At 73.4% G+C, this 18,781-nt stretch carries 11 protein-coding genes; 9 read left to right on the top strand and 2 right to left on the bottom strand.

Annotated features, from left to right (window positions below; translation table 11 throughout):
• From fmt to rpe, 3 genes are read left to right on the top strand one after another with little or no spacing between them, the layout of a single operon-like run.
• A complete protein-coding gene (fmt, locus tag B1H50_RS08610) occupies positions 1-996 on the top strand; it encodes a methionyl-tRNA formyltransferase (protein WP_080463374.1) in 996 nt (331 codons plus the stop codon).
• Entirely contained in the window at positions 996-2,606 is a 1,611-nt protein-coding gene (locus B1H50_RS08605; RefSeq protein WP_080463373.1) for an RsmB/NOP family class I SAM-dependent RNA methyltransferase, read from the top strand. Before fmt ends, B1H50_RS08605 begins: the two co-directional genes overlap by 1 nt.
• Positions 2,607-2,660: 54 nt before the next feature.
• Positions 2,661-3,338 carry a ribulose-phosphate 3-epimerase gene (gene rpe / locus B1H50_RS08600; protein ID WP_080463372.1) on the top strand — a complete coding sequence of 226 codons (678 nt, stop codon included), beginning with the start codon at positions 2,661-2,663 and terminating at the stop codon, positions 3,336-3,338.
• 139 nt (positions 3,339-3,477) lie between these two features.
• Here the strand turns inward: rpe and B1H50_RS08595 are convergent, their stop codons facing one another.
• Positions 3,478-3,690: a hypothetical protein gene (locus B1H50_RS08595; RefSeq protein WP_080463371.1), complete on the bottom strand. Its 213-nt coding sequence runs from the start codon at positions 3,688-3,690 to the stop codon at positions 3,478-3,480.
• Between the two features lie 311 nt (positions 3,691-4,001).
• Here B1H50_RS08595 and B1H50_RS09650 point away from each other — a divergent pair, with 311 nt between their 5' ends.
• Genes B1H50_RS09650 through B1H50_RS09645 form a run of 3 tightly spaced genes read left to right on the top strand, consistent with a single transcriptional unit; the run spans position 4,002 to position 4,746 of the window.
• A complete protein-coding gene (locus tag B1H50_RS09650) occupies positions 4,002-4,430 on the top strand; it encodes a hypothetical protein (protein ID WP_125898886.1) in 429 nt (142 codons plus the stop codon).
• A 9-nt stretch (positions 4,431-4,439) separates the two neighbouring features.
• The gene (locus B1H50_RS09755) at positions 4,440-4,583 is read left to right on the top strand and encodes a flavoprotein (RefSeq protein ID WP_158082839.1); all 144 of its coding nucleotides are present in this window, start codon (positions 4,440-4,442) and stop codon (positions 4,581-4,583) included.
• The gene (locus B1H50_RS09645) at positions 4,564-4,746 is read left to right on the top strand and encodes a hypothetical protein (protein WP_143231781.1); all 183 of its coding nucleotides are present in this window, start codon (positions 4,564-4,566) and stop codon (positions 4,744-4,746) included. Before B1H50_RS09755 ends, B1H50_RS09645 begins: the two co-directional genes overlap by 20 nt.
• A 109-nt stretch (positions 4,747-4,855) precedes the next feature.
• On the opposite strand, the gene B1H50_RS08590 is transcribed toward B1H50_RS09645, so the two are convergent.
• On the bottom strand, positions 4,856-5,218 hold the full coding sequence (locus B1H50_RS08590) for a hypothetical protein (protein ID WP_198939985.1): 363 nt from the start codon (positions 5,216-5,218) through the stop codon (positions 4,856-4,858).
• A gap of 413 nt (positions 5,219-5,631) precedes the next feature.
• On the opposite strand from B1H50_RS08590, the gene B1H50_RS08585 reads away from it, so the two are divergent.
• From B1H50_RS08585 to B1H50_RS08575, 3 genes are all read left to right on the top strand, one after another.
• Positions 5,632-7,512, top strand: a complete 1,881-nt coding sequence (locus tag B1H50_RS08585) for an ATP-binding protein (RefSeq protein WP_080463369.1) — start codon at positions 5,632-5,634, stop codon at positions 7,510-7,512.
• Between the two features lie 69 nt (positions 7,513-7,581).
• On the top strand, positions 7,582-9,150 hold the full coding sequence (locus B1H50_RS08580; RefSeq protein ID WP_373284821.1) for an acyl-CoA carboxylase subunit beta: 1,569 nt from the start codon (positions 7,582-7,584) through the stop codon (positions 9,148-9,150).
• 116 nt (positions 9,151-9,266) lie between these two features.
• A complete protein-coding gene (locus B1H50_RS08575; protein WP_080463367.1) occupies positions 9,267-18,731 on the top strand; it encodes a type I polyketide synthase in 9,465 nt (3,154 codons plus the stop codon).
• The last annotated feature ends 50 nt before the right edge of the window (positions 18,732-18,781 follow it).

Here is an 18,781-nt window from a genome sequence, read left to right as displayed (position 1 = left end):
ATGCGCATACTCTTCGCCGGGACACCCGAGCCGGCGCTCCCCGTGCTGCGGGCACTCATGGACTCTCCCGAGCACGAGATCGTTGGAGTCCTCACCCGGGCGGACGCCCGCTCCGGCCGCGGCCGGGCCCTGCGCCCCTCGCCCGTGGCGGCCGTTGCCCGCGGGGCCGGCATCGACACGCGCACCCCGACCACCCTCAAGGATCCCGGGACCCAGGACTGGGTGCGCTCCCTGGGCGCCGACGCGGCCGTCGTCGTCGCCTACGGCCGCATCGTCCCAACCGCCCTCCTGGATGTTCCCGCCCATGGCTGGCTCAATCTCCACTTCTCCCTCCTGCCCGCCTGGCGCGGTGCCGCCCCCGTCCAGCACGCGATCATCCACGGCGACGACGTCACCGGTGCCTGTGTCTTCCGCCTCGAGGAGGGCCTGGACACCGGGCCCGTCCACGCGCGCCTGGTCGAGCCCATCGGCCCCGCCGACACCGCCGGGGATCTCCTGGCCCGCCTCGCTCAGGCCGGAGCACCCCTCGTCCTCGACGTCCTCTGCCGTCTCGCCGCCGGCACCGCGAGGCCCACCCCCCAGCCCGATGAGGGCGTGAGCCTGGCCCCGATGCTCACCCCCGACGACGGGCGCATCGACTGGGCGCGCCCGGCCGCTGAGATCGACCGCCGGATCCGCGGTGTCACCCCCGCGCCCGGCGCGCACAGCACCTACCGCGGCGCCCGTCTCCGCCTCGGGCCCGCCACTCCCGTTCCCGGGGGCGCCTATGCGGGCGACGACGCCGATACCGGAGCCCTCGCGCCCGGCGAGCTGAGCGTCTCCAAGCGGGAGGTCCTCGTGGGTACGGGCTGTGGAGCGCTGCGCTTGGGCCAAGTGGCGCCAGCCGGAAAGAACTGGATGGACGCGGCGGCCTGGGCCCGCGGCGCGAGGCCCGCTCCCGGCGCCCGCCTCGGCGAGCAGGCCGCCGCGACAGTGATGACGGGAGGCGAGCGCTGATGGCCGGGCGCGCAGGCGGCAGCGGCCAGGATGGCCGGGCAGGCGGCCGTCGCGGCCAGCAGCGGGGCCATGCCGCCTCCCAGCGCCGGGGGCAGGGGCGCGAGCGCGGCCATGGCAATGAGGGCGGCCGCCATCACCCGGCCCGCCCGGGCGCCCAGCGGGGGCGCGGCCCGCGGGACGTCGGTGCCTCCCCGCGCTCGCTCCCCGATCCCGACGCCGCGCGCCTGGCGGCCCTCGAGGCCCTGACGAGGGTCCGCGAGGACGGCGCCTACGCCAACCTCGTGCTCCCGCCGATCCTCTCCGCCGCGCGCCTCGACCGCCGGGATGCCGGTTTCGCCACCGCCCTGACCTATGGGGCCCTGCGCCTGGCGGGCCGCTATGACGCGATCCTCGCCCTCTGCGTCGATCGCCCCCTGGAGCGGCTCGACGGCGTCGTCCTCGACGCGCTGCGCCTGGGCGCCCACCAGCTCCTCGGCATGCGCGTGCCCGCCCACGCCGCCGTGTCGGCCACGGTGGAGCTGGCAGCTCATGCCGCGGGGCGCGGCGCTTCCAGCTTCGTCAACGCCGTCCTGCGGAAGGTCTCCGCCAAGGACCTCGACGCCTGGCTGGCCGAGTTGCGAGGCGCCGCCCCGGACGAGTTGGCCGCCGTGGCGGCCATCGAGTCCCACCCCGTGTGGATCGCCAAGGCCCTGCGCCAGGCCCTCGTGGTGGGCGGGCGCGATCCCAATGAGCTCGAGGATCTCCTCAGGGCGGACAATGCCGATCCCGAGGTGGTTCTCTGCGCCCGTCCCGGCCTTGTCGAGACCGAGCGCCTGGCCGCCGAGGCCCGTCGCGCCGTCGGCGATGAGCCTCGGCCGGGGGACATCAGCCCCTGCGCCGTGGTTCTGACCGGGGGCGACCCCGGCCGTGTCCCCGCGGTGCGCGACAGCCGCGCGGGCGTGGAGGACGAGGGCTCCCAACTCGTCGCCCTCATGGCCAGCGAGCCGGCGATCGCCGGGCGCGACGAGCGCTGGCTCGACATGTGCGCCGGCCCCGGCGGCAAGGCGGCGCTCCTGGGCGCCCGGGCCGCGCAGCGGGGCGCTCGCCTCGTCGCCAACGAGGTCACGCCCCACCGCGCCAGGCTCGTCGAGGCCGCCGTGCGAGCCATCCCCGACGGCGTCGTCGAGATCCGCTGCGGGGACGGGCGCCAGTTCGGGCGGGACGAGCCCGGGCGCTACGACCGCGTCCTCGTCGACGTGCCCTGCACGGGCCTGGGCTCCCTGCGACGCCGCCCCGAGGCCCGCTGGCGCCGCGATCCCAAGGATGTCACCGAGCTCGCCGCCCTCCAGCGCGAGCTGCTCCTGTCCGCCTTGGCCACTGTGCGGCGCGGGGGATTGGTCGCCTACGTCACCTGCTCGCCCCACGCCCTGGAGACCGGCCTCGTCGTCAAGGACGCCCTGAGCCGCGCCATGCGCGGGGGCATGAGCATCGAGACGCTCCACGCCGGCGACGCCGCCACCCGTATCGCGCCGCGACCGCCCGCCGGATCGGACCGCGCCCAGCTCCAGCTCTGGCCCCACCTGGACGGCACCGACGCCATGTTCTGCGCCCTCCTGCGCCGCGACCGCTGATAGCGGGCCGACCGTGCACCACCAGCCTTGATATTTCACGGAGGAGAATCCGCCATGACCGCCGCGCCCGCGATCCACCCCTCGATCCTCAACGCCGACGTCTCGCGCCTGGCCGATGAGATTGCCCGCATCTGCGGGCCCGGGGGCGCCGACGGCGTCCATGTCGATGTCATGGACAATCACTTCGTGCCCAACCTGTCCTGGGGGCTGCCGGTGGTCGAGGCCGTCGTGGGCTGCACGGGCCTGCCGATCGACGCCCATCTCATGATCGAGGACGCCGACCGCTGGGCCCCCGCCTACGCGGAGGCAGGCTGCACCACCGTCACCGCCCATGCCGAGGCCACGACGGCGCCGGTCCGCCTGGCTGCGGAATTGCACCGCCTTGGGGCCCGCGCCGGCATCGCCCTGCGCCCGGCCACCCCGTTGGCGGCGGTGGCCGACGTGCTCGGCGACTTCGAGATGCTCCTCATCATGACCGTCGAGCCCGGTTTTGGCGGTCAGTCCTTCATCGAGTCGATGCTTCCCAAGATCCAGGGCGCCCGGCGCCTGGTGGGCCAGCGCGGCCTGGAGCTGAGCATTCAGATCGACGGCGGGGTCTCCGCCGCCACGATCGAGCGCGCCGCCGAGGCGGGCGCCGATGTCTTCGTCGCCGGGTCAGCCGTCTACGGCGCCGACGACGCGCTGGCCGCCATCGGCGAGCTGCGCGCGCTGGCCGCCGCCCACATGTGCTGAGGCGCGTCGGCCCGAGGCGCTGCCATCAGACGACGCTTAGGGGGCAGTGCTGCGTATCCCCTTGCTCACGCGCCCGGATCGCAGTCCTTCAACCGACCTCTCCGGTCAGTACGCCTAGACTGTCCGCGAAGCAGGGGGGCTAGGTGGCGGCGTTCTTGATGCGGATGGCCTTGCGGATCGCGATGGAGCCGCGCAGCAGCTGGCCAGCCTTCGCGGTGCTCTTGCCGCGCAGCTGGTCCCTGGTCCTGAGCGGCGCGAGTATAGGCATGGTCGTGGGCCCGACAGCCCTTCCAGGGCGCTTGGCCACCGCCCTCAGGCGCCTCCTGGCGTTGCCCCGGTTCCAGCCGGTCACCGCGCACGCCTCGTCCAGCATCCTGCCCTTGCCCCCTGGACGTCTTGGCGCAGGCCCCCGCGCACCTCCTCGTGATCTCCGCCCTGGCCCGTATCGACGACCTATTCCCCATGCCCACAACGATCCGCGACTCTCGTGGGCAGTGCCGGATGAGGCCCGATCCTCTTTGGCGGGCATCCCTCATGAGTCTCGTTGACCCCTTGACTTCAAAGTGGGATGGAATAAAATAAAATAACACTATCATCGGCGCCCGTAGCACGAGTGTACCCATCGACTCATGGCGATGACGCATCGATCAAGGACTTCTGGCAATGGAATTCAACGGCGCGTTCGGCGGTCTCCGACGAGTTGATCAACACAGTGAAGGCCTGAAAGCGCTGTGGCTGCTGCAAGTAATCGGTTTTGTCGCCGCAGGGGTAATGGTTCTTCGTTTCATGATCCCTGAGTTGATTAGCCCCCATGCAGAACGCTTTGCATCAAGTCAGTATATGGGCGTCGTGTTGTTTTCGGCCATTTTGGCGGGCGCGTATATGATCATATTTCTGCTCCCCGGCGACGTGATGAGGCGACGTATAAGGGGTGTTCGCATTGCTGCGGTTGTACAAGCGCTTTGGTTTGGGGGGAGTGATCGTCACGCACAACGGAGTCTCGTCAAGTTTTGTGTACCAGGCTCTTGCGGTGGTGGCTGTCACGGCCAGCCTGCTCACGCTACGGTCCACCTCAATGATTGGACGAGGTGAGGAAGAAAGATGAATATCGTCCTGGTCGTCACCGGCGCCATCGGCGCGTCGTTAATCCCGTCGTGGGTTCTCAGAATGAGGAGAGAGTTCAAGTCTGAACTCCGCTGTATAACGACGCGCTCCGCAGAGAAATATGCCTCCGCCGACTTCTGACCTGGGGCTTGAGGCGACCGGCCACAAGATCGTCGACTCCGGCAGTGCGGGAACGCCGTGGATCCAGTGCCGCCCCGTTCTGGCCGACCTGCACGAGTGCCTGTTCTGCTCCTCCTGGGGGGGGCGATGGGGAGGCGGGCCGATCATGTACCACCAGGCCTAATATCCCACTGAGGAGAACCCGCCATGACCGCAGCGCCCGCGATCACCCATCCATCCTCAACTCCGGCATCTCGCGCGGGCCGACGCGGAGCGCGGCGGTGGGGCGCTTGTCAGTCTGTGATGCCGAGCCGTCTCGTGAGCTTCCTGCGCCTTCGGTGGAGGCGCCACCAGCTCGCGGTTTGCTCGGCCTGGATTGTTCCCACCTCATCGAGCGAGGGCAGCCCGAGGCTCTCCAGCTCCGCGGCGATCGCCTCGGTGTCCCCAGGCCCATGGCTCTCGATGATCTCGTGGGCGCGCCTGATCGAGGGATCGGACAGCGGGTGCGCCGCGATCAGCTCATCGACCGAGGCCAACTCGCTTCGAAGGCTCTGCGCGGACTTGCGCCGGAACATGGTCCTCACTTTCCGAAGATGCATGCCACTGCGCCGCGACCGAACGCGGCCAGGATGGACCAGTGCGATCGGGTCGGCCACGACAGGGTATCGCGAGCCGCTCTCGTAGGGAATTCCTCACAGGGGACCGCCCGAGGCGGCGGCCCGACACGCCGCGAGGGGCACCTCGCCCGGCCCGTGAGAGGCGCGCCTCAAGATGACTTTTCCCCGTCCTGGCGCGGAATGTCTCGGGATGATCACGCTGCTTCAAGGTGCCTGAGCGCGTTTGTGAGGATTCCACAATCGGTTCTCGGCGGGCCTGGGACGTAGCGTGGGGCATGGCCGCAGGGGCTGTCTGTTCCGACAGGCCTCCCGCGCGGTCCGCACCCGGCACCCGTCGGGATGCGACGTCGACACCGCCGGCAGCCCGGCCCGAGCCCGCCCCCTCCCGCGCCCACCGCGGGGAGGAGCGGCGGCGATCGGCCCGACCGGGCGACGGCCCCAAGGAGCCATCGGTGACACACGGTCAGTACCCCTCCCGCGTCCTCATCGCCAATCGCGGCGAGATCGCTCTGAGAGTCATCCGCACCGTCAGGGACCTGGGAGGGACCTCGATCCTGCCGTACACGCCCGAGGACCTCATGAGCCCGGCCGCCGAGCTCGCCGATGAGGCCCACGCCCTTCCCGGGGGCTCCGCCTATACCGACGCCGACGCCATCCTCGCCCTGGCCCGCGCCACCGGCGCCGATGCCATCCACCCCGGCTACGGCTTCCTGTCCGAGAACGCCGACTTCGCCCGCGCCGTCGCCGGCGCCGGCATCACCTGGGTCGGCCCCAGCCCCGAGGCCATGGACGCCCTGGGGGACAAGATGAGCGCCCGCGCCACCGCCGAGCGCGCCGGCGTCGCCCCCGTGCCCGGGATCACCGAGCCGGTCACCTCCGCCTCCACCGTCATCGGCTTCGCCGCCGAGCACGGCTACCCGGTCGCCCTCAAGCGCACCGACGGCGGGGGCGGCCGCGGCATCACGGTCCTGTCCAACGACGACGAGGCCCGCTCCACCCCCGCGTTCGAGTCGGCCAGTGCCGGGGGCGGCACCCTCATCCTCGAGCGCTTCGTCACCGCGGCCCGCCACATCGAGACCCAGTGCGCGAGAGACTCCCACGGCGCCTTCGCCGTCGTCTCGACCCGCGACTGCACCCTCCAGCGCCGCAACCAGAAGCTCCTCGAGGAGGCGCCCGCCCCCTTCCTGCCAGAGGGCATCCATGAGACCCTCGTCGACTCCTCCCGGCGCCTCCTGGAGACCGTCGGGTACGTGGGCGTGGCCACCTGCGAATTCCTCCTGACTCCCGACGGCGACCTGTGGTTCCTCGAGGTCAACCCCCGCCTGCAGGTCGAGCACTGCGTGAGCGAGGAGGTCACCGGCGTCGACCTCGTCGCCCTTCAGCTGCGCGTTGCCGCCGGGGGACGCCTCGGCGAGGTCCCGCCGGTGCGCGGGCACTCCATCGAGCTGCGCATCACCTGCGAGGACCCCGCCGCCGGGCTCGCCCCCTCCACCGGCACGATCACCCGCCTGCGCTGGCCCGCTGGCCCCGGCATCCGCATCGAGTCCGGGGTGGTCGAGGGCGACGTCGTCACCCCCATGTTCGACCCCATGCTCGCCAAGATCGTCGTCACCGGCGCCACCCGGGATCAGGCCCTCGCCCGCGCGCGGCGGGCCCTGGCCGAGACGGTCGTCGAGGGCGTCACCGTGTGCGCCGCCCTGCACGAGGCCGTCCTGGGCATGCCCGCCTTCACCCAGCCGGATGCCTCCGGCCTGCTCGGAGTCACCACCCGATGGATCGAGAACGACGTCCTGCCGGGACTCGCCACCGGCGCCCCGGGGGACGGCACCGCGACCGCGGGCCCCGTCGCCGCGGGCGGCCAGGCCTCCGCCCCGGCCGCGGCCTCCACCCGCACCCGCTCCACCTACGTCATCGAGGTCAACGGCCAGCGGGTCTCCCTGACCATCCCCGACGGCATCCTCGGCGGGCACGGCCACCGCGGGGGCATGGCAGGCTCCGACGGTGGCTCGCGCCCCGCCCACCGGGGCCAGCCCCTGCGCGGCCGCGGCGCGCGCGCCGCCCGCGCCGGGGCGGAGAGCGCCGAGAGCGCCGAGGGCGTCATCGCCGCGCCCATGCAGGCGATCATCACCCGCATCTGCGTCGAGCCCGGCGCGCGGGTGGCCGAGGGCGACCTCCTCATCGTCCTGGAGTCCATGAAGATGGAGAACTACGTCCACGCCCCCTACGACGGCGTCGTCGAGCAGATCGCCGTGAGCGCCGGGACGACTGTGAGCGCCGGGGACGTCCTCATCCGCTTCGCCGACGAGACCACCACCGGCCAGAAGGAGGCCTGAGCCATGACAGACACCGCCATCCCGGCGCCGGCCACGGGTGCCGCCCCCGCGGCCGGCGGGGGCTCGACGATGGCCGATTCAGCGGCCACCCAGGCCTTCCGCGAGCGCATCGCCCGCATCGACGCGCAGGCCGAGGAGACCGCCGCGGCCCGCCAGCACGCCAAGGGCAAGCAGACCGCCCGCGAGCGCATCGACGCTCTCCTGGACGAGGGAACCTTCCTCGAGATCGGCCGCTACACAGGCTCCGGCGCCGGTGCCAAGGCCCGCCCCTCCGGCGTCGTCACCGGCTTCGGGCAGGTCGACGGCCGCCAGGTCGCCGTCTACTCCCAGGACTTCTCCGTCTCCGGTGGCGCCCTGGGCTCGGTGGAGGGGGACAAGATCGTCGGCCTGCTCGACGACGCCCTGCGCCTGCGCATCCCCGTGGTCGGGCTCATCGACTCCGGCGGCGCCAAGATCCAGGAGGGCGTGGGCGCCCTGCGCCAGTACGGGCGCATCTTCAACCGCACCTGCGCCGCCTCCGGCCTCGTGCCCCAGATCAGCGTCATCCTCGGCCCCTGCGCCGGCGGGGCCGTCTACAGCCCGGCCCTGACCGACTTCGTCATCGCCACGCGCGAGGCCTCCCACATGTTCGTCACCGGCCCCGACGTCGTGCGCGCCGTCACCGGTGAGTCGATCAGCGCCGAGGACCTGGGCGGGGCCCGCGTCCACGGCAGCGTCTCCGGGGTCGTCCACTACGTCGCCGAGGACGAGGCGGATGCCCTCGACCAGGTGCGCACCCTGCTCGCCTACCTGCCCTCCTCGGCCGAGCTCGAGGCCCCGTTGTACGAGTACACCCCCGCCGACCGCGAGGAGGACGCCGCCTCGGCCGCGCGGGTCGGCACCCTCGTTCCCGCCTCCACTCGCCAGGCCTACGACGTTGTCGATGTGGTCTCGGCGATCGTCGACCACGGCGAGCTCGTCCAGGTCCAGGAGGAGTACGCGCCCAACGTCGTCGTCGGCTTCGCCTGCTTCGAGGGCCACCCCGTGGGCATCGTCGCCAACCAGCCCCTCGTCGACGCCGGTACGCTGGACACCGCCGCCTCCGAGAAGCTCGCCCGCTTCGTGCGCTTCTGCGATGCCTTCGGCCTGCCCGTCGTCACCCTCGTGGACGTCCCCGGTTACCGGCCCGGCGCCGAGCAGGAGCACGCCGGCATCATCCGCCGCGGGGCGAAGGTCATCAACGCCTACGCCACCGCGACCGTCCCCCTGGTGACCGTCATCCTGCGCAAGGCCTACGGCGGGGCCTACATCGTCATGGGCTCCAAGGCCATCGGCGCCGACCTCAACTTCTGCTGGCCCGGCGCTGAGATTGCCGTCCTGGGCGCCGCCGGGGCCGTGGGCATCATCCACCGCCGCGAGCTCGCCGCCGTGCGCGCCGAGTCCGGCGACGAGGCCGCCGCTGCCGAGCAGGAGCGCCTGACCGCCGCCTACACCGACGCCGTCATCAACCCGGACAAGGCCGTGGCCATCGGGGAGATCGATGCCGTCATCGCCCCGGAGGAGACCCGGGGCGTCATCGCCGAGTCCCTGGCGGCCCTGCGCGCGAAGCGCGGGGCCCGCGCCGGGAGCCGCAAGAAGCACGACAACGTCCCCCTATGACGCTCCCGAACCAGGGCGCGGCGCCAGCCAGCGGCTCCGGCCGCCCCGCGCGGCCGCTCGCGCAGCGCGCCGCTCAGACCAGCACGACCACCCATTGCCGCCACTACGAGGAAGATATGAGCCACTCCACCACCCCGATCGCCCGCACCACCGCCGCCCGCCTGAGCGCCGGCGAACCCTACGTCCTGGCCTTCGGCGGCCAGGCCACCCCCTGGCGCGCCGTCCTGAACGAGCTCGCCGGGCTGGACCGCGAGCTCTCGGCCCGCCTGGCCTCCATCGACGCCGCTGTCGCCCAGCGCCTCGCGCCGGTGGCCACCGAGCTGCTCACCATCTCCCCGCGCGGGGCCCGCCTCCTCGACGACGTCGCCGCGCCCGTCACCCCCGCCCCCTCCGGCAGGGGCGCCGCCGCCGCGGACACCGCGGACGTCTCCGTCCCCGGCATCCTCCTGGCTCAGCACGCCGCCCTGGACACCATGCGCTCGTGCGGGCTCGACGCCCTCGGCGAGACCGCCGCGCGCCCCGCAGGCGTCATCGGGCACTCCCAGGGAGTCCTCGGCGTCGCCCTGCTTGACGCCCTTCAGGGCCCCGCTGACCAGCGCGAGGAGCGCGCCGTTGAGATCCATGCCATCGCCCGGCTCATCGGCGCCGCCGCCGCCCGCACCACCCGCCGCCTCGACCTGGGGACTGTGGGCGAGTCCACCCCCATGCTCTCCGTGCGCGGCGTGACCCGCAAGGTCCTCGACGCCGTGCTCGCGCGCGTCCCCGCCGCCGCGGGCATTTCGGTCGGCGTCATCAACGGCCGCCAGGCCCATATCCTCTCCGGGCGCCCCGCCGACCTCGAGCAGGTCGTCACGGCCCTCGAAGCGGCCGCCGCCCGCAGCGCCAAGGCCCGCAAGGAGCGCCGCCTCGGCGGCGCCGTCCTCGCCCCCGTCACCGAGTTCCTGGCCACCTCCGTGCCCTTCCACACCCCGCTGCTGGCCCCCGCCGTCGAGGATGTCGTCCAGTGGGCGGGCCGCTGCGGCCTCGACCGGACCGCGGCCCGCCGGCTCGCCGGGGCCGTCCTCATCGACGTCGTCGATTGGCCCGCCATCGTCACCGGCGCCCTGGAGGCCGCCAGCACCGGGGGCGCCCCGGCGCGCACCGTCGTGGACCTCGGCCCCGGCACCGTGCTCTCCCGCCTCACCGAGGCCGTCCTCGCCGGCACCGGCTCCACCATCGTGGCCGCGGGCACCGCCTCCGCCCTCGATGAGCTCGACCGCGAGGGCGCCGAACCCACCCGCACCGTCGACCGCTCCCGCTTCTCCCCGCGCCTGACCCGCCTGCCCGATGGGCGCCTGACCGTCGACACCGCCTTCACCCGCCTGACCGGCCGCAGCGCCGTCATGCTCGCCGGCATGACCCCCACCACCGTCGACCCGGCCATCGTCGCAGCCGCCGCCAACGCCGGCTACTGGGCCGAGCTCGCCGGCGGCGGGCAGACCACTGGCCCGGTCCTGACCGAGAACATCGCCGAGCTCACCAGGCTCCTCGACCCCGGCCGAACCGCCGCGTTCAACGCCATGTTCATGGACCGCTACCTGTGGAACCTCCATCTGGGCGCCCAGAGGCTCCTGTCCAAGGCCCGCCTCGGCGGCGCCCCCGTCGACGGCATCACGATCTCGGCGGGCATTCCCGAGCTGGAGGAGGCCACGGCCCTGCTCAAGCGCTTCCATGCCGAGGGCTTCCCCTACATCGCCTTCAAGCCCGGCACCGTCGACCAGATCCGCCAGGTTCTGGCCATCGCCCGCGCCAACGAGGACACCCCCGTCATCATGCAGATCGAGGACGGCCACGCCGGCGGCCACCACTCGTGGGAGGACCTGGACACCATGCTCCTGGCCACCTACGACGCCATCCGCGCTGTCGACAACGTCGTCCTGTGCGTCGGCGGGGGCATCGGAACCCCCGAGCGCGCCGCCGACTACCTCACCGGCCGCTGGGCCCTGGCCTACGGCACCGCCGCGGCCCCCGTCGACGGCGTCATGGTCGGTACCGCCGCCATGACCTGCCTGGAGGCCAGGACCAACGACGACGTCAAGCAGTTGCTCGTCGACACCCCCGGCATCGACCCGGCGAACGAGGGCGGATGGGTCGCCTCCGGCGCTTCCATCGGCGGCATGACCTCGGGCCTGTCCCACCTGCGCGCCGACCTCTACGAGATCGACAACTCCTCGGCCCGCGCCTCCCGGCTCATCCAGGAGCTCGCCGGCGACGAGGCGGCCATGGCCGAGCGCCGTGAGGAGATGATCGAGGCCCTCTCGCGCACCGCCAAGCCCTACTTCGGCGACGTCGAGACCATGACCTACCTGGAGTGGGCCACCCGCTACGCCGAGCTGTGCGTCGCGCCTCATGATGGGCGCGCCGCCGTCGAGGCCGATTGGGCCGACGAGGGCTGGTACGACCGCTTCCTCGACCTCCTGCACCGCGTCGAGGCCCGCCTGTCGCCCGCGGACCGCGGCTCCATCGCCACGCTCTTCGCCGACTACGAGGACGTCATCGACTCCGATGCGGCCCTGTCCGCTCTCCGCCGCGCCTACCCGAGCGCCGCGACCACCCGTGTCGAGCCCATCGACGCCGCCTGGTTCGTCGACCTGTGCCGCAAGCACCCCAAGCCGGTGCCCTTCGTGCCCGTCGTCGACGCCGACATCCTGCGCTGGTGGGGCACTGACTCCCTGTGGCAGTCCCAGGACCCGCGATACACCGCCGACCAGGTCCGCATCATCCCAGGCCCCGTGGCGGTGGCCGGCATCACCACCATCAACGAGCCGGTCGGCGAGCTGCTCGGCCGCTTCGAGACCGCCGCCGTCGAGGCCCTGATGGCCGCCGGCGCCCAGCCGGGCGATGCGGCGGGCCGCATCGGCGTCGCTTGGGGGCCCGATTCCGTCCCCGTGGCCGACGCCCTCGCCCTCGTGCGCACCTCCCCGCACGTGCTGTGGAATGGGCACCTGTCCATCAACCCCGCCCGGGTCCTGCCCGACGAGGCATACGTCGTCACCGCCCGCCCCGATGTCGCGGCCGATGCCTACGACCTCGACATCCGCCTCGACACGCACTGGGACTCCACCCCTGGCGGGGACGCCATCCATGCCGTGCGCCGCCTCGTCATCCCCCTGCGCCTGGCCCGCGCCGCCGATGGCGCCGTCCCCCTGGTGGATCCCGGCCGCATCAGCGAGACCATGAACGACCTCCTGCGGGTCACCGCCGGCGTGGGCGCCACCTCCATCACCGGCGACTTCGTCGAGCGGCTCCCCCAGGTGCGCCCCGCCGCCGACGGCGCGACCGACGCCCTGGGCCGCCCGGTCTCCCAGCCCTTCGGCACCGTCCACGCCCAGTTCACGCTGGCAGACACCCTCGGCCACGACCACGCCGCCGTGACCGCCGACGCGCTGCCCACGGACCTGTCCGCCGCGCCGCTGGTGCCCGATGCCCTTCTCGGCCCGGCCTGGCCCGTGGTCTACGCGGCCCTGGGCAGCGTCGTCGAGGACGGCATGCCGCTCATCGAGGGACTTCTCGGCGCCGTCCACCTCGATCACACGATCGACCTGCGCCGCCCCCTCGACGAGCTCGAGGCCTGGGCGGGCGCCGGCGCCCACGTGCAGGTCGACGGCTGGGTCGCCGCCCTGGAGGAGTCAAGCGCCGGCCGCGTCGTCGACGTGCGCCTGCAGATGACCGATTGCTCCGGCGGCGATCACGACGGCGAGCTCATCGCCCTGCTGCGCGAGCGCTTCGCCATCCGCGGCCGCGCCTCCGGGACCGCCGTCCCCTCGGCCCCCGAACCCGCCGGCGGGACCGGCCGCGAGACCGCGCCGGCCGCCCGTCGTCTCCTGCGCCGCGCCACCGTCACCGCGCCCGCCGATATGACGGCCTTCGCGCGTGTCACCGGTGACTTCAACCCCATCCACACCAGCTACCACGCCGCGAAGGTCGCCGGCATGGACGCCCCGCTCGTGCACGGCATGTGGTTGTCCGCCACCGCCCAGCAGGTCGCCGCCGCGGCCGCGGCCGACGGCACCCACCACGAGCTCGCCGGTTGGACCTACGTCATGACCGGCCCCGTCGAGCTGAACGACGCCGTCGAGATCAGTGTCGAGCGCACCGGACTCGTGCGCGGCGGCGGCTACATCCTGGAGGCCGTGTGCCGCGTCAACGGCGAGGTCGTCTCGCGCGGCACCGCCGTCACCCTGCCCGAGCCCACCGCCTACATCTACCCCGGCCAGGGCATCCAGAGCGCCGGCATGGGACTGGACGAGCGCGCCTCGTCCAAGGCCGCCCGCGAGGTCTGGGAGCGGGCCGACGCCCACACCCGCGCCGAGCTCGGCTTCTCCGTCATCGCCCTTGTGCGCGACAACCCCACCGAGATGACCGCCCGGGGCGTCACCTACCGCCACCCCGAGGGCCTGCTCAACCTCACCCAGTTCACGCAGGTCGCCCTCGCCACCGTCGCCATGGCCTCCACGGCGCGCCTGGCCGAGGCCGGGGCGCTCGTCGAGGGCGCCGCCTTCGCCGGGCACTCCCTGGGCGAGTACACGGCCCTGTCCTCCTACGGGCGGGTCATGCCGGTGGAGACCACCATCTCCATCGTCTTCCAGCGCGGCTCCACGATGCACTCCCTCGTCCCGCGCGACGAGACCGGAGCCTCCGACTACCGGATGGGGGCCCTGCGCCCCAACCAGGCCGGCATCCGCGCCGAGGACGTCGAGTCCTACGTCGCCTCCATCTCCGAGGCGACCGGTGAGTTCCTGCAGATCGTCAACTACAACCTGGCCGGTGTCCAGTACGCCATCGCCGGGACCATCAAGGGCCTGGACGCACTGGCCGCAGACGCGCGCGCCAAGGCCAAGGCCCGCGGCGGCAAGAACCCCTTCATGCTCGTGCCCGGCATCGACGTGCCCTTCCACTCCGAGGTCCTGCGCCCCGGCGTGGCCGAGTTCCGCGCCCGCCTCGAGCAGCTCGTCCCGGCCGACCTCGACGTCGACCGCCTCGAGAACCGCTACGTGCCCAACCTCGTGGCGCGCCCCTTCGCGCTGACCCGCGAGTTCGCCGCCTCGATCCTCGAGGTCGTGCCCTCCGAGCAGGTCCGTGCCGCCCTGGATGACTGGGACAGCTGGTCGGCGCGCCGCACCGAGCTCGCCCGCCTCCTGCTCATCGAGCTCCTGGCCTGGCAGTTCGCCTCCCCGGTGCGCTGGATCGAGACGCAGGACGTGCTGTTGCGCTCGCCCGCCGAGGGCGGGCTCGGCATCGAGCACGTCGTCGAGGTGGGCCTGGCGGCCTCCCCGACCCTGGCGAACCTGGCCAGCAACACCCTCAAGCTCCCGGCCCACGCCGGGCGCCACGTGACCGTCCACAACGCCCGCCGCGACGAGGCCCGCGTGCTCGCCACCGACACCGACCCCGCCGTTGAGCTCACCGAGCCGGTCAAGGAGGCCCCCGCCCCGGCTCCCGAGACGGCGCCGGCCGAGGGCGCTCCGGCCCTGGTCGAGGAGGCCCCCGCCCCGGCCGCCGAGTCCGCCGCCGCGGCGCCCGCCGCCACTGGCCCCGTGGACGATCTGCCCTTCGGCGCCACCGACGCTCTGACGGTCCTCCTGGCGCATGCCTCGCGGATCCGCCCCGAGCAGATCGGCGCCACGGACACCACCGAGACCCTCACCAATGGCGTCTCCTCCCGTCGCAACCAGCTCCTCATGGACCTGGGAACGGAGCTCCAGCTCGCCAGTATCGACGGCGCCGCCGACGCCGACATGACGGCTCTGGCCGCCACGGTCGCCAAGGGCGCCCCCGGCTACAAGGCCTTCGGGCCGGTCCTGTCCGACGCGATCCGCACGGGCCTGGGCCGCATCCTCGGTCCCTCGGGCGTGCGCGCCACGCGCGTGGGCGAGCGGGTCAAGGGCACTTGGGGCCTGGGCGACGGATGGGTCTCCCACGTCACCGCAGAGCTCATGCTGGGCACCCGCGAGGGCGCCTCCATGCGCGGCGACGACCTGGCCAGCCTCGGCTCCTCCGCGCCGCTGACCAGCGCCGGCGCCGTCGACGCCCTCATCGACTCCGCCGTCCTGGCGGTCGCCGGCGCCCACGGGGTGAGCGTCGCCAAGCCCTCCACCGCCGGTGGCGCCGGGGGAGCGGTGGTCGACTCCGCCGCCCTGGACGCCTTCGCCGCCACCGTCACCGGCTCCTCCGGCGTGCTGGCCGCCACCGCCCGCACCATCCTCGACGCCCTGGGGCTGTCCGAGAGGGTGACGATCCCCGCGGACGCCGACGACGAGGCCGCCGCCACCCGCGCCGCCCTCGCGGCGATCGATGCCGAGCTCGGCCCCGGCTGGGTCAAGTCCGTCACCCCGGCCTTCGAACCCGCCCGCGCCGTCCTCATCGACGACCGCTGGGCGAGCGCCCGGGAGGACCTGGCCCGCCTGGGCAACGGCGAGCTCGACCTCGCCGAGGCCCACCGCCTCCTGCGCCCCGAGGCCTTCACGGGCCTGGGCCGGGCCGTCGCCGATCAGGCCGACTGGTGGGCGCGGACCCTGCGCGCCGGCGAGCGCGCCGACCGCGAGGAGCGCGCTGCCCTGGCCGCCTCCCTGGCGTCCGCCGCCCGCACCACCGCCACTCGGGGTGACGCGGCCATCCGCTGGGCCGAGGACGTCGCCGTGGTCACCGGCGTGGCCCCAGGCTCCATCGCCGCCGCCGTCACCGGTGAGCTCCTGGCGGGCGGTGCGACGGTCGTGGCCACCTCCTCACGGCTGAGCCACGAGCGCCTGGCCTTCGCCACGCGCCTGTACCGCGAGCACGCCTCCGCCGGCGCCCGACTGTGGATCGTGCCCGCCAACCTCGCCTCCTACCGCGACGTCGACGCCCTGGCCGACTGGATCGGCAACGAGCAGGCCGTCACCGCAGGGGGCACGACCACCGTCGTCAAGGAGGCCCTCGTCCCGACCCTCCTGTTCCCCTTCGCGGCCCCCCGGGTCATGGGGACCCTCGCCGACGCAGGTCCCGCCGCCGAGTCCCAGACCCGTCTCCTGCTGTGGAGCGTCGAGCGGAGCATCGCCGCGCTGAGCGCCATCGGCACCGACACGCATGTGGATCACCGCCTGCACGTCGTCCTGCCCGGCTCCCCGAACCGCGGCATCTTCGGCGGCGACGGCGCCTACGGCGAGGTCAAGGCCGCGCTCGACGCCATCGTCAACCGCTGGTCCTCCGAGTCGGCCTGGTCCGGGCGGGTCACCCTGGCCCACCCGCGCATCGGCTGGGTCCGCGGGACCGGCCTCATGGGCGGCAACGACCCGCTGGTCGCCGCCGTTGAGGCCGCCGGGGTGCGCACCTGGTCGACCGAGGAGATGGCCGCCGAGCTCATGGGCCTGTGCGATCGCGCCACCCGTGCCCGCGCCGCCGAGCGCCCCGTCGAGGCCGACCTGACCGGGGGACTGGGCGATGGCATCGACCTCGTCGCCCTGCGCGAGTCCGCGGCCTCCCTGGCGTCCGCCAAGGCCGCCCCCGCCGAGCAGCGCGCCGAGATCCGCGCCCTGCCCTCGCCGGTGGTGCCCACCCAGCCCACCGCCCCCCAGTGGGGCGACGTGGAGACCGATCTGGACGACATGGTCGTCATCGTCTCCACCGGTGAGATCTCCACCTGGGGCTCGGGGCGCACCCGCCGCGAGGCGGAGCTGGGCATGAGCGGTGGGGAGGACGTTGAGCTCACCGCCGCGGGCGTCCTCGAGCTCGCCTGGGGCATGGGCCTGCTCACCTGGTACGACTCGCCGAAGGCCGGCTGGTACGACACTGACGGCGAGCGCGTCCCCGAGGAGGACATCTGGACCCGCTACCGCGACGAGGTCGTGGCCCGCTGCGGCATCCGCGAGTTCGTCGACGACGGCGTCATCGCCACCATCGCCGACGAGGAGGTCGCCGTCTACCTCGACCACGACATCACGCTGAGCGTGCCCGACGAGGCCGCGGCCCGCGCCATCGAGGCCTCCGACCCCGAGCACACCCTCGTGGCCCCCGACGCCGGGACCGGCGAGTGGACAGTCACCCGCCTGGCCGGGTCGCTGGCCCGCGTCCCGCGCCGCGCGGCCCTGTCGCGCACCGTGGGCGGCCAGTTCCCGGTGGACTTCAACCCCGAGCGCTGGGGCATCCCGGCGGCCATGGTCCAGGGCATGGACACCATCGCCTCCTGGAACCTGGTGACCGCTGTCGAGGCCTTCCTCGCCGCCGGCTTCACCCCGGCCGAGCTGCTCACCGCCGTCCATCCCTCCGACGTGGCCTCCACGCAGGGCACGGGCTTCGGAGGCATGGAGTCCATGCGCAAGATGTTCGTCGGCCGCCTGCTGGGCGAGGAGCGCCCCAGCGACATCCTCCAGGAGGCCCTGCCCAACGTCGTCGCCGCGCATGTCATGCAGTCCTACATCGGCGGCTACGGTTCCATGGTCCAGCCGGTGAGCGCCTGCGCCACCGCGGCCGTGTCCATCGAGGAGGGCTGGGACAAGATCGCCCTGGGCAAGGCCGATGTCGTCATCGCCGGCGCCATCGACGACATCTCGATCGAGTCGGTCGTCGGCTTCGGCAACATGAGCGCCACCGCCGAGGCGGCCGCCATGCGCGCCAAGGGCATCTCCGACCGTCACTTCTCGCGGGCCAACGACCGCCGCCGCGGCGGCTTCGTCGAGGCCGAGGGCGGCGGGACGGTCATCCTGGCCCGCGCCTCCGTGGCAGCGCGCCTGGGCCTGCCCGTGGCCGGCGTGGTCGGCTTCGTCTCCTCCTACGCCGACGGCGCCCACACCTCCATCCCGGCCCCGGGCCTGGGGGCGCTGGGAGCCGGCCGCGGCGGTACCGATTCGCGCCTGGCGCGCGCGCTGCGCTCGCTCGGCGTGGAGGCCGACGACATCGCCCTGGTCTCCAAGCACGACACCTCCACGGGCGCCAACGATCCCAACGAGTCCGAGCTCCACACCCGCCTGGCGCGGGCACTGGGCCGCTCCGAGGGCAACCCGCTCGTGGCGGTCTCCCAGAAGACCATCACCGGCCACGCCAAGGGCGGCGCCGCGGTCTTCCAGGTTGCGGGCCTGACCGAGATCCTGGCCACCGGCATCGCGCCCGGCAACGCCTCCCTCGACGTCGTGGACGCCCCGCTGGCCAAGGACGCCTTCTGGGTGTGGCCGCGCACCCCGATGCGGCTCGCCGGCCGCGGAGGGGAGTCGGGCCGCGTGCCCGGCGCCGGTCCCGTGCGCGCGGGCCTGCTGACCTCCCTCGGCTTCGGGCACGTCTCGGGCCTCATCGCCCTGGTTCACCCCGGCGCCTTCGAGGCGGCCCTGCGCAAGGCCGGCGGCCAGGAGGCCGTTGACACCTGGCTCGCCTCGGCCAATGCCCGCCTCGCCGCGGGCACGCGCCGCCGCCGCGCCGGCATGATCGGCCGCGTCGAGCTCTTCGAGCAGATCCAGGGACGCCGCCTCGGCGAGGCCGGTAAGAACCGCGACCCGCATGAGGTCGAGGCCGCCATGCTCCTCGACCCCGAGGCCCGACTGGGCGCCGACGGCGTCTACCACGCGGGGGAGTGACCCCGCTCGGCGCGGGCCCGGCGATCCCCCGGGGGATCGCCGGGCCCGCG

This window comes from Actinomyces gaoshouyii (assembly GCF_002072175.1).
GTDB classification, from domain to species: Bacteria; Actinomycetota; Actinomycetes; order Actinomycetales; family Actinomycetaceae; genus Actinomyces; species Actinomyces gaoshouyii.
The sequence above is the reverse complement of the archived record's forward strand: the minus strand, read 5'-3'. Positions and strand labels throughout refer to the sequence as shown.

What these genes read in the sequence shown, in the direction of transcription:
- fmt (WP_080463374.1), top strand. Translation starts at nt 1, where the DNA reads ATGCGCATACTCTTCGCCGGGACACCCGAGCCGGCGCTCCCCGTGCTG.
- B1H50_RS08605 (WP_080463373.1), top strand. Translation starts at nt 996, where the DNA reads ATGGCCGGGCGCGCAGGCGGCAGCGGCCAGGATGGCCGGGCAGGCGGC.
- rpe (WP_080463372.1), top strand. Translation starts at nt 2,661, where the DNA reads ATGACCGCCGCGCCCGCGATCCACCCCTCGATCCTCAACGCCGACGTC.
- B1H50_RS09650 (WP_125898886.1), top strand. Translation starts at nt 4,002, where the DNA reads ATGGAATTCAACGGCGCGTTCGGCGGTCTCCGACGAGTTGATCAACAC.
- B1H50_RS09755 (WP_158082839.1), top strand. Translation starts at nt 4,440, where the DNA reads ATGAATATCGTCCTGGTCGTCACCGGCGCCATCGGCGCGTCGTTAATC.
- B1H50_RS09645 (WP_143231781.1), top strand. Translation starts at nt 4,564, where the DNA reads ATGCCTCCGCCGACTTCTGACCTGGGGCTTGAGGCGACCGGCCACAAG.
- B1H50_RS08580 (WP_373284821.1), top strand. Translation starts at nt 7,582, where the DNA reads ATGGCCGATTCAGCGGCCACCCAGGCCTTCCGCGAGCGCATCGCCCGC.
- B1H50_RS08575 (WP_080463367.1), top strand. Translation starts at nt 9,267, where the DNA reads ATGAGCCACTCCACCACCCCGATCGCCCGCACCACCGCCGCCCGCCTG.